Genomic DNA, 10,111 nt, shown 5'->3' on the forward strand with positions numbered 1-10,111 from the left:
CCTCGCCGCCCCGCCCGCCGGGGCCTTCGCCGCCGCGCGGCCCGCGCTCGTCGGGGCCGCCCTGCGCCAGGAGGATCGTGCCGGAGGCGCCGTCCTGCCGGGCGAAGGCCGGTGCGGCGAGGACGAGCCCGGGCAGCATCGTGCCGGTCAGGAGGAGCAGGCGGAGTGTCCGCATTCGGTCGGCCTCGAGGATCGTGTAAAAGGCCGAACCGAACCCCTCAGGCGCCGGATGGTTCCGAAATTCCGGTTCCGGTTTCCCGCTTTCGACCGCCGCCGCTCAGGGGGCGGGCGCCTTCGTCGGCACGAGCCGGTCGAGGGCGATGATGCGCACCGTGCGCTCGGCGGTGCCGGTCGTCGACGGCTCGGTCGAGAGGTCCGGCGCGGGCTTCGGCGCCATCTTGACGGGCAGGCCCGAGCGCTCGGCGGCGTCGGCGGCCAGCACCGCGGCGGTCTTGTCGGCGCGGCCGACCAGGGTGAGGCGGACCTTCGGGGCCGGGCGCGACAGCGCCTCCGCCTGCATCGGCGTGACGAAGATGTCGCCCTTGTGCCGCACCAGCATGCTCTCGGCCTTCACCAGCGACTGCGCCCAGGTCCTGTCGGCGGGCTTGCACGAGCAGTTCGGCACGAAGGTCTTGCGGAACTTGAACGCGTTGGCGAGCGAGACGTAGGCCTTGCCGCCCTTCACCGTCGCGGCCGACTTCAGCGCCTCGTCGCCGTAGGGCATCGAGTAGGCCACGGCCTCGGTGCCGGGGCAGAGCGCCTGGCACATCTCGTCGGCGCCGTTGCGGCCCTCGGGCAGGTTGCGCATCGGGAAGTAGGCGCCGTCGCAGGTGCGCACGCAGATCACCTGCGCGCCGCCGCGGGCATAGGCTTCGCCGGTGGCGGGGTCGACGCGCGCCGTATCGGCGCAGGACGCGGCGATCAGGCCCTGCAGCTGGCGGCGGCGGGCGCCGCTGTCGTCGATCGCCGCGCCGCCGTAGGTGGCGTTGAGCGCGCGGATGCGCTGCTCGACCGCGCCGCATTGCGGGGGCCGCGTGTCGAAGAACAGGAAGGTGCCGCCCTCGCAGCTCAGGGAGCGGTGATAGGCCTCGAGCCGGCCGATCTCGCTCTGAAGCGCGCGCACCATGCTGGCGCCGTTGCCCAGGCTCGCCAGCTCGGACCGGTAGCGCAGGCAGGCCGCGCTTGGCAGGTGGCTCTGGCTCGGAACGCTTGCCTGGGTCGGAAGCGGGGACTGGCTCGGCTCGGGGGACGGCGCCTGGGCCTGCCCGGCCGCGACCGCGCCGAGCCACAGCGCGAGGATCGCGAGCGGGCGGCGGAGCGGGCGAAAGGTGTGGCGCATCGACGGCATGGCGAACGATCGGGGGCTCGGCGCAGGGCGGAAGGGGAGCTGTGCGGTCCGCCGCGTCGTGGAGAGTGGCGCCGGCGAGCGAAGCACCGGCGGGCTTAACTTTTTTAAACGCCCTCGCGCATCGGCGACACCCCTCCTACATGCCCGCGGTGACACAAGCGGGGGAATGGCGGACGATGTTGCTTCGGGGTCTCACACGCGGCGCGCGGGCCGCGCTGTTCCTGTCCGCGCTGGCGGGCCTCACCGGCGCCGCCGCGGCGCAGGAACCCGACCGGATCTTCGACAAGTCGACGGTCTGGCGCCCGCTCACGCCCAACGACAAGCTCGTGGTCTACGGCGTCGACGACCCGCTCGTGAGCGGCGTCGCGTGCTGGTACACCCAGCCGGAGAAGGGCGGCATCAAGGGCACGCTCGGGCTGGCCGAGGACGTCTCCGACATCTCGCTCGCCTGCCGCCAGGTCGGGCCGGTGCAGTTCACCGGCAAGTTCGGCCAGGGCGAGGTGGTGTTCAGCGAGCGCCGCTCGCTGATCTTCAAGTCGATGCAGATCGTGCGCGGCTGCGACGCCAAGCGCAACACGCTGATCTACATGGTCTATTCCGACAAGGTGATCCAGGGTTCGCCCAAGAACTCGACCTCGAGCGTGCCGCTGATGCCCTAGGGCACCGAGCCGCCGCCGAAATGCGGCGCGTTCCTGAAGGGGTGACGCGCACGCGTCCCTCCCCCCTCTGCGGGGGAGGGGGCACGCTGCGGGGACCCCCTCAATCCTGGCAGGTGATGCGGATCGGGCGGTCGGCCGGCTTGGTGACGGGGAGGTCGACGGCGCCGGTGTATTCCTCGGCGGCCGCGATCCCGTAGGCGTTGGCGGTGGCGTAGCCCTGCGCCTCGCACCAGGCGTTGGCGACGACCTGGCCGCACTCGCTGCCGGGGCTGGTCAGGCACTCGCCGACGCCGTAGCCGTCGCTCGACGGGATCAGGAAGGTCTTCTCGACATGGGGCGCGCCCTTGCCGGCCGGGGTCTCGCCGTCGCCGGCGGCCATCGCGCCGTGGGCGATCGTGACGAGGAGGGCAGCGGCAGCGAGTGCACCGAATCCGGCAGCCGAGCGTCGCATGGATACGTCCTTGTTCAGGGGATGCCCCGGTTCAGGGTCTGGCGTGCGGGTTGAAGTCGCGGGCGGGAATTCGACGGTCAAAATCCGACGGCGGGGTAAACAAAGGCTTTCCGGCGCCGATCGGATTTCCGTGCCCGGACCCGATCGCGCCGCCCGAGCCGGCGCGCCGCCGCGCCGGTCTCGAATTCTTGACGGATTTCGGGTAGCCCGATCCGGGCCTCCGGACCGTCGCCGATCCGCAACACGGCTCGGCGCGAAGCCGGCGGCATTGCGGCGGGCCGGGTCGCGCGGAGCCCCGTCCGCGGGGGCGGCGCGCGGCGCCCAGGGCACTGACGCCAAACGAGAGTTTTCGCGGGTCCGGCGCCCGGCGAGGGCAGCGCCGCCGGGATCGCGGCCGCGAAGGACGAGGGACGTTTCATGGCGCCGATGTTGCGGCTCTACAACACGCTGACCGGAGCCAAGGAGGCCTTCGCGCCGATCGATCCGAGCCATGTCCGGATGTATGCCTGCGGCCCGACGGTCTACGACGCGGCCCATATCGGCAACGCGCGCCCGATCATCGTCTTCGACCTGCTGTTCCGGCTGCTGCGCCGGGTCTACGGCGCGGCCCACGTCACCTACGCCCGCAACGTCACCGACGTGGACGACAAGATCAACGCCCGCGCCGCCGAGCGCGGCATCACCATCCGCGCGCTCACCGACGGGACGCTCGCCGCCTTCCACGCGGACCTGCGCGACCTCGGCGTGCTGATGCCGGAGGACGTGAACGTGCCCGGCGAGCGCCCGCGGATGATCGAGCCGCGCGCCACCGACCACATCGCCGAGATGGTCGTGATGATCGAGGCGCTGGTCGCGTCCGGCCACGCCTACGTCGCCGCCGGCCACGTGCTGTTCGACGTGCCCGCGATGCCCGATTACGGCGCGCTCTCGAAGCGCCCGCTCGACGAGATGGAGGCCGGGGCGCGGGTCGAGATCGCGCCCTACAAGCGCTCGCCCCTCGATTTCGTGCTGTGGAAGCCCTCGAAGCCCGGCGAGCCGTCCTGGCCGTCGCCGTCGGGCATCGCCGCGCCCGGGCGCCCGGGCTGGCACATCGAGTGCTCGGCGATGTCGGCGCGGCATCTCGGGCAGACCTTCGACATCCATGCCGGCGGCATCGACCTGATCTTCCCCCACCACGAGAACGAGGTGGCGCAGTCCCGCTGCTGCTTCGGCACGCCGGTGATGGCCAACACCTGGCTGCACAACGGCTTCCTCCAGGTGGAGGGGGAGAAGATGTCGAAGTCGGCCGGCAACTTCGTCACGTTGCGCGCGGTGCTGAACGACTGGCCGGGCGAGGTGGTGCGCCTCGCCATGCTCAAGTCGCACTACCGCCAGCCGATCGACTGGACCCTGCGCGGCCTCGAGGAGGCGCGGCGGATGCTCGACCGCTGGTACGGCGCTGTCGGCGACGCAAGGCCCGCCGCCGAGGCTCCGGAGGCGGTGCTGGAGCCGCTGCTCGACGACCTCAACACCGCCGCGGCGCTCGCCGAGATCCACCGCCTCGACGATCCGGCGCGCCTCCGCGCCGGGGCGAACCTGCTGGGGTTCCTCGGGCAGACCCGCTCCGAGCGGGACGCGGCCACGGTCGCGGCCGCGGGCCTCGACGTGGCGGCGATCGAGGCGCTGATCGCCGATCGCGCCGCCGCCCGCGCCGCTAAGGACTGGGCCGCCTCGGACCGCGCCCGCGACGCCCTCGCCGCGATGGGTGTGGCGGTCAAGGACGGCAAGGACGGCACCACCTGGAGCGTGATCTAGGCGCCGGTGCGCCTGGATGGGTCGCAGGGCCGGTTCCGGGCGACGCGCATCGCCGATCCCGTGCCCCCCGATGTCGCGCGGTTCGTCCTGCGCGCATCCGCGAGCCTTCGCGCGACCGGCGTTCCGTCGATCGATCCCGGAATACCGCGCGGTATAGTGATCGAAGGTTGCTATATGATCATTAGAAGTAGAAAATCCGTGCTGTATTTGTTGTTTTGACGCAACACTGTTGATGTGCTGACCGTTCGATGCCCGGGAAGGGGTTTTGACCGGGAAATGGGCGTGACATTCTTTCTCCGGATGCGGTTCGCAGGAAATCCGTGCCGTCATCCGAATGGGGGAATGAAATGACTCGCGTCCTGCGGACGGGGCTGCTCGCGTCGGGAATGGTGCTGTCGTCGCCCGGCCTGGGACACGCGCAATCCGGGTACTACTCCGGCGTCTACGCCTTCGGCGACAGCTTGACCGACAACGGCCGCATCCTGCGGGAGACCAGCTACAGCCCCACCGGCACCCTCGACGCGATGCGCGGTACGAAGCTCTACGAGGGCGGGCGCTGGTCGAACGCGCCCGGCTACTTCGAGCAGATCCCGGCCCGCATCGGCGCGCCCTACGTGCCCGGCAACGACTACGCGATCGGCGGCTCGCAGGCCTTCCACCTCGAGCCGAACACGCTGCTCTCGCCCTTCTTTCCCTGGGGCGTGCCGGACCAGATCGACCAGTTCGCCGCCCGCGGCGGCCGGTTCGGATCGCGCGACCTCGTCACGCTCTGGATCGGCTACAACGACATCACCAACATCCCGGCCGGCACCAACGCGGCCCGCGCCGCCGGCGTGACGACGGTCCTGAACAACAACGTCGCGAACCTGGACCGCCTCGTCGGCCTCGGCGCGCGCGAGCTGCTGGTCTTCAGCCAGCAGACCTTTCGCGCCGCCAACGCCGACCTGGCGCGGTCCTTCAACGCGCAGCTCCCCGGATACCTCCAGGCGTATTCCGATCGCGGCATCAACGTGCACTACTTCGATGCGGACGGGCTGCTGAACCGGCTGCGCGCGGACCCGACGGCCTACGGATTCATCCCGCAGGCGGCGACCGGCAGTTGCGCATTCAACCCGGCCTGCGCCGTGATCGGGTACACCAACCCAGCCGTCGAGAACCAGTACATCTCGGTCGACAGCGTCCATCTCACCGCGCGCGCCAACGGCTACCTCGCCGCCTTCGTGGCGAACCAGCTCAACGCGCCGCTGACGATCGGGCCGCAGGGCGAGCTCGGGCAGGCCGCCGGCCTCGCCTTCTCGTCGACGCTGATCGACTTCCTCGGGGCCGAGCGCCGCCGGAACATGGCCCTGTCGGTGCCCGCCGCCTTCGCCGCCGACCTGCCGGGCCGGCGCCCGGCCCTCGGCCTGATCCCGGTCCAGCCGGGCAGCCCGGTCTCCGTGTTCGCGCTCGGCACCTATGCCGGGCTCGACCGCACGGCGCAGAACCGGGCCGGTGCGGGCAGCCTCGGCAACACCTACGATGCCGATTTCGGCGGCGTCACCGCGGGGCTCCTGTACCAGGCGACGCCCAACCTCGTGCTCGGCGCGGCGTTCAACTACCTCAACGCCCGGGTCGACCTCCGCGGCGCGAGCAACGGCCGGATCGACCTCGACAGCTTCCAGGGCGCCGTCTTCGCCTCGTACGCCACCCCGGAGGTGTTCGCGGACGTGGCCGTGACGTACGGCGGCAACAGCTTCGCCCTCGATCGGCCGGGCGTGCTCAACGACCGGCTCGCGGCCGTGCCGGGGGGCGACACGGTGACGGTCGCCGCGCGCACCGGCTACCTGTTCGATTTCGAGACCTTCAGGGCCGGCCCGGTCGGCGAGGTCACCTACGCGCGGGCCGGCGTGAGCGCCTATCGCGAGACCGGCGACCCGCTGCTCACGATCGGCGTCCGGCGCCAGGATCTCGACGGGTTGACCGTCGGCGGCGGCCTCCAGATCCGCACGGTGGCGCCGCTCCTCGGCGGCATCGTCTCGCCCTTCCTCAACCTCACCGCCCAGCACGATGTCCTCGACGGCGTGCGCACGGTGACCTCGTTCCAGACCTATGCGCCGAGCCTGCTGATCCGCACCGAGACCGGGCGCCGCGGCGACGACGTCTACGGACGGATCGCCGGCGGCCTCGACCTCGATTTCGGCAACGGGCTCAGTGGGGTGGTCACCGGCTCGACCAGCGTCGCCCGCGCGGGCGGCGACGATTACACCGGCAGCGTCGGGCTGCGGTACCGCTTCTGAACCACGACGCGCCCTCCGCGCCGGCGCTCGATCGGTGAGATCGCACGGCGCACGCGGCGGAAGGGCGACCCGAAACGGCGGCGGCCGACGCCCGGACGCCCGTCGCTTTCCGGGCGCCACACCCAGCGCGTGTGGCGCCCGACCGCGCCCGAAATCGTCAGTTGTTCGGTCGAATCGTAGGTTGCGAGCCTATCGCCGAGCGCCTGATCTTACGGGATGGCAGGATCGATATAAAAGCCACCCACTTCCAAGACGGAGTCTTCATCGGAACGTCCTACGGTTGCAGTGCCCGATCTTCGCGGCACCTGGGACCGACCTTGACGATGTACCCTGCGCCTCACGGCCGCGTCCTGCGATGGCTCGCTGAGATCGGGCCCGACCTGCCGGAGGCGGTGCAGGCGCGCATGCGCGCCGGCTTCTTCACCTCGACGACGCCCCTCGTGGTCGGCGCCGTCAACTCCATCGCCGTGGCGGGGGTCGCCTACCTGTGGTTGGACCGGTGGCTCTTCGCCGCCATCGCGTTCCTCGACCTGCTCCTGCTGATGCTGCGCCTCGTGCTGCTGCGGCGGGTGGAGGCGCCGTCCGGCCCGGTCTTCGCGACGGGCCTGCTCTGGGCCGGCCTGCAGGGCGCGACCATCGCCTGCGTCGTCCCCTCGGGCGACATGGCGATGTCGATGGTCGTGCTCGCCTCCGGGCTCGCGGCGATCGGCGGGATCGTCGGCCGAAACTTCGCGGCCCCGCGCTACGCGATGGCGCAGGTGCTGTTAATCGACCTCAGCTACAAGACCACCTTCGCGACGACGCATCCGCAATTCCTGCCGCTGATCGTGATCCAGACGGTCGCCTTCGTCCTGATGAACCGCAGCATCCTGCGCCATCACCGGGCGGCGGCCGTCCAGGCGATCCTCGGCGAACGCGAAAGCCACCGCCGGTCGATCACCGATCCGCTGACCGAGCTGCTCAACCGCCGCGGCCTGGAGGAGGCGTTCGATGCGCGCCCGGCCGGGGCCGGGGACCGGACGCTGCTCTACCTCGACCTCGACGGGTTCAAGCAGGTCAACGACCGCCTCGGGCACGCGGCCGGCGACGCGGTGCTGCGCGAGGTCGGACGGCGCCTCGCGCTGGCGATCGGGCCGGACGCGACCGCCTGCCGCCTCGGCGGCGACGAGTTCCTCGTGCTCGCCGACGGGCTCGACGACGCGGCGGCGCGCCGGCTCGGCGGCCGGATCATCACGGCGATCACCGCGCCCTATCAGGTCGGCGGAGGCGCGTTCGCGGGAATCGGCGTCAGCGTCGGCGTCGCCCGGCAGCGGCCCGCCGCGTCGGGACCCCCGCTCGGTCTCGCCGATCTGATGCGGCGCGCCGACCAGACCCTCTACGCCGCCAAGACCGCGGGCAAGGGACGCTGCATCCTGCACGGTGCCGAGGACGCGCCGCAGGTTCAAGCGGCCTGAACCCGGCGGGTTCGTCGAGCACGGGGGTGCGCTGCGCGGCGGTCGGCTCGCGCCGGCGGCACGGTCGGGCGGGGCTCGTCGGGGCGCTGGCGGCGTGCGATCCCGTCGCCGCGCGCGACGCCGGGTCAGCCGTGCGTCAGCAGGTGCGGCGCGGTGCCGTCGCCGCCGTAGAGGTCGAGCATGTGCCGGCAGCCGGTGTCCGGGTCGGCGCGCAGCTCGCGTTCCAGGGCGTCGGCGTCCTTGCGCAGCCAGGCGGAGCGCTTCTGGTAGAGGTCGGAATGGTTGATCCCGTGCGCCTGCTCGTGGATCCGGAAGCTCGCCTCGTCGAGGCGCAGCCCCGGGCACAGCCGGCTCGCGACCTCGGCCTCGACCGCCTCGCGCAGGCCCGCCGCCGGCACGATGTGGCGGTCGCGATAATGGGTGGCGCCGTTGGCGAACAGCACCCACAGCGCGATCGGCAGGCCGATCCGGTAGGCGAGGCCGAACCGCTCCGAAGCCGGGCGCCGCGCGGACGCGTCGGCCGACGGGGCGAGGAGGGCGGGCTGTCCGGCGGCGGTCATCGCGCATCTCCGAGGCGGGCGCACGCGGCCGAAGCGACGATCGCCCCGCCGCGAAGACGAGCCGCCGTCCCGTCGTCCATGTGCCGGCGTCGGTGCCGATCGATCTCCCGGATATCCATGGCGCGCTCCGCGTCGATGCCGACCTAAAGTCTGCAAAAACTGGGCCGTGATGGGACGAACACGTTTCCGATTGTTGTCGGAGGCGCCGCCGAACGGCGCGAACACAGACTTTTGATCGGTTCACGGCCGTTCGCGCTGCGGTTCGTGCCCGATCGACTCACCCGTCAGTCTAGCACGGCGTCGAATAGGTTCAACGAGCGGCGCCGGCCGCGCGCGATGCTATTCTGTATTCAAAAATTACGGCAAAATTTACTGAACGGCCAGGAGCGGATCGTCGGACACGCGTCGCGGTCTCTCGCCCGTGCAAGGGGAGGCGGGGGCGAAACCGTTTCGCATGGGCCGCCCCTCACCGTCGCGAGCGGCGGCCCGGCGCCGCGAGGATCCGAGGGCGAACGCGCCGGACCCCGCCGCTCAGAGCCGCTCGGTGACGAAGCGCTCGGCGGCCGGGTCCTCGCCCAGGCGGCGGTTCTCGGCCTGCAGCATCGGCACCACGGCGTCGGCGCCCTCGGCGACGACGTAGTTCAGGTCGAGCCCGTCGCGGATGAAGCCGTGGGCGCGCATGTGGTCGAACAGGGTCAGCAGCGGCTTCCAGAAGCCGGCCACCTCGACCAGGAGGATCGGCTTGCGGTGCCGGCCGAGCTGGGCCCAGGTCAGCTGCTCGACCAGCTCCTCGAGGGTGCCGATGCCGCCGGGCAGGGCGACGAAGGCGTCGGAGCGCTCGAACATCATGCGCTTGCGGGTGTGCATGTCGCCGACCACGACCGTTTCCTGGATCGCGTCGAGCATGTGCTCGCGCGACTTCAGGAAGTCCGGGATGATGCCGGTGACGTGGCCGCCGCCGGCCAGCACCGCGCGGGCGACGGTGCCCATCAGGCCGACGTCGCCGCCGCCGTAGACGAGGTCGAGCCCGGCCGCGGCGAGCGCGGCGCCGAGCGCCTCGGCCGCCTGGCGGAACGCCGGGTCCCCGCCGAAGCCGGAGCCGCAATAGACACAGACCGTCTTCACCGGCGCCATCCGGCCTCCTTCATCGATGCTCGTCGTATCGTGCGTCCCGTTCGGGCCGCTGACAGGTCGTAAACCAGGGCGAAATCGGTGCCAAACGGCTGATCGCGCGGGGAATTCGTTCGCTGCGCGCGCGTTGCGGCTTGGTCTCCCGGACATGTACGGTAATATGGGCGGAACAGTCGACGGTTTTTCGCGCGGGCGTTTTCGAAAGTCTCCACCGCCGGGGATGGGGGTCGCGGCCGGGCGGGCGTGGTGTCGACGGGGGATGGATCGCCATGACGGCGGAGTTGCGGCGCGGCGTGTTTCTCGCGGTCCTGGGCCTGCTGATCGGGCTCGGCCTGGTGGCGGCCGTGTTCGGCGGGCTCGACCGGTGGCGGCACGCGCATGCTCCGGCGCCCGAGCCCGCGCCCGGCGCGGTCGGCGCCCTGACGCCGGGCCCGGCGC

8 protein-coding genes are annotated in these 10,111 nt (G+C 71.6%); 4 read left to right on the forward strand and 4 right to left on the reverse strand.

All coding sequences use genetic code 11. The features are described 5' to 3' along the window. Positions 1–277: 277 nt before the first annotated feature. Positions 278–1,348: a DUF2865 domain-containing protein gene (locus FV227_RS26310; protein WP_246686642.1), complete on the reverse strand. Its 1,071-nt coding sequence runs from the start codon at positions 1,346–1,348 to the stop codon at positions 278–280. Positions 1,349–1,524: 176 nt separating this feature from the next. On the opposite strand from FV227_RS26310, the gene FV227_RS26315 reads away from it, so the two are divergent. Next, positions 1,525–2,007 carry a CreA family protein gene (locus FV227_RS26315; protein ID WP_147860271.1) on the forward strand — a complete coding sequence of 161 codons (483 nt, stop codon included), beginning with the start codon at positions 1,525–1,527 and terminating at the stop codon, positions 2,005–2,007. Between the two features lie 100 nt (positions 2,008–2,107). On the opposite strand, the gene FV227_RS26320 is transcribed toward FV227_RS26315, so the two are convergent. Continuing rightward, positions 2,108–2,458: a hypothetical protein gene (locus FV227_RS26320; protein WP_147729418.1), complete on the reverse strand. Its 351-nt coding sequence runs from the start codon at positions 2,456–2,458 to the stop codon at positions 2,108–2,110. A gap of 417 nt (positions 2,459–2,875) precedes the next feature. On the opposite strand from FV227_RS26320, the gene cysS reads away from it, so the two are divergent. From cysS to FV227_RS26335, 3 genes are all read left to right on the forward strand, one after another. After that, entirely contained in the window at positions 2,876–4,252 is a 1,377-nt protein-coding gene (gene cysS, locus FV227_RS26325; RefSeq protein ID WP_147729351.1) for a cysteine--tRNA ligase, read from the forward strand. A gap of 347 nt (positions 4,253–4,599) precedes the next feature. Then, entirely contained in the window at positions 4,600–6,528 is a 1,929-nt protein-coding gene (locus FV227_RS26330; protein WP_147860272.1) for an autotransporter domain-containing protein, read from the forward strand. Positions 6,529–6,851: 323 nt separating this feature from the next. Further along, positions 6,852–7,982, forward strand: a complete 1,131-nt coding sequence (locus FV227_RS26335; protein WP_147728859.1) for a GGDEF domain-containing protein — start codon at positions 6,852–6,854, stop codon at positions 7,980–7,982. Positions 7,983–8,107: 125 nt separating this feature from the next. On the opposite strand, the gene FV227_RS26340 is transcribed toward FV227_RS26335, so the two are convergent. Both FV227_RS26340 and FV227_RS26345 read right to left on the reverse strand, forming a co-directional pair. Then, positions 8,108–8,542: a hypothetical protein gene (locus FV227_RS26340; protein ID WP_147860273.1), complete on the reverse strand. Its 435-nt coding sequence runs from the start codon at positions 8,540–8,542 to the stop codon at positions 8,108–8,110. A 531-nt stretch (positions 8,543–9,073) separates the two neighbouring features. Beyond that, a complete protein-coding gene (locus tag FV227_RS26345; RefSeq protein ID WP_147844644.1) occupies positions 9,074–9,676 on the reverse strand; it encodes a TIGR00730 family Rossman fold protein in 603 nt (200 codons plus the stop codon). Positions 9,677–10,111 lie beyond the last annotated feature (435 nt).

Source organism: Methylobacterium sp. WL119, assembly GCF_008039875.1.
Classification (GTDB): domain Bacteria; phylum Pseudomonadota; class Alphaproteobacteria; order Rhizobiales; family Beijerinckiaceae; genus Methylobacterium.

What these genes read in the sequence shown, in the direction of transcription:
- FV227_RS26345 (WP_147844644.1), bottom strand. Translation starts at nt 9,676, where the DNA reads ATGGCGCCGGTGAAGACGGTCTGTGTCTATTGCGGCTCCGGCTTCGGC.
- FV227_RS26315 (WP_147860271.1), top strand. Translation starts at nt 1,525, where the DNA reads ATGTTGCTTCGGGGTCTCACACGCGGCGCGCGGGCCGCGCTGTTCCTG.
- cysS (WP_147729351.1), top strand. Translation starts at nt 2,876, where the DNA reads ATGGCGCCGATGTTGCGGCTCTACAACACGCTGACCGGAGCCAAGGAG.
- FV227_RS26320 (WP_147729418.1), bottom strand. Translation starts at nt 2,458, where the DNA reads ATGCGACGCTCGGCTGCCGGATTCGGTGCACTCGCTGCCGCTGCCCTC.
- FV227_RS26335 (WP_147728859.1), top strand. Translation starts at nt 6,852, where the DNA reads ATGTACCCTGCGCCTCACGGCCGCGTCCTGCGATGGCTCGCTGAGATC.
- FV227_RS26310 (WP_246686642.1), bottom strand. Translation starts at nt 1,348, where the DNA reads ATGCCGTCGATGCGCCACACCTTTCGCCCGCTCCGCCGCCCGCTCGCG.
- FV227_RS26330 (WP_147860272.1), top strand. Translation starts at nt 4,600, where the DNA reads ATGACTCGCGTCCTGCGGACGGGGCTGCTCGCGTCGGGAATGGTGCTG.
- FV227_RS26340 (WP_147860273.1), bottom strand. Translation starts at nt 8,542, where the DNA reads ATGACCGCCGCCGGACAGCCCGCCCTCCTCGCCCCGTCGGCCGACGCG.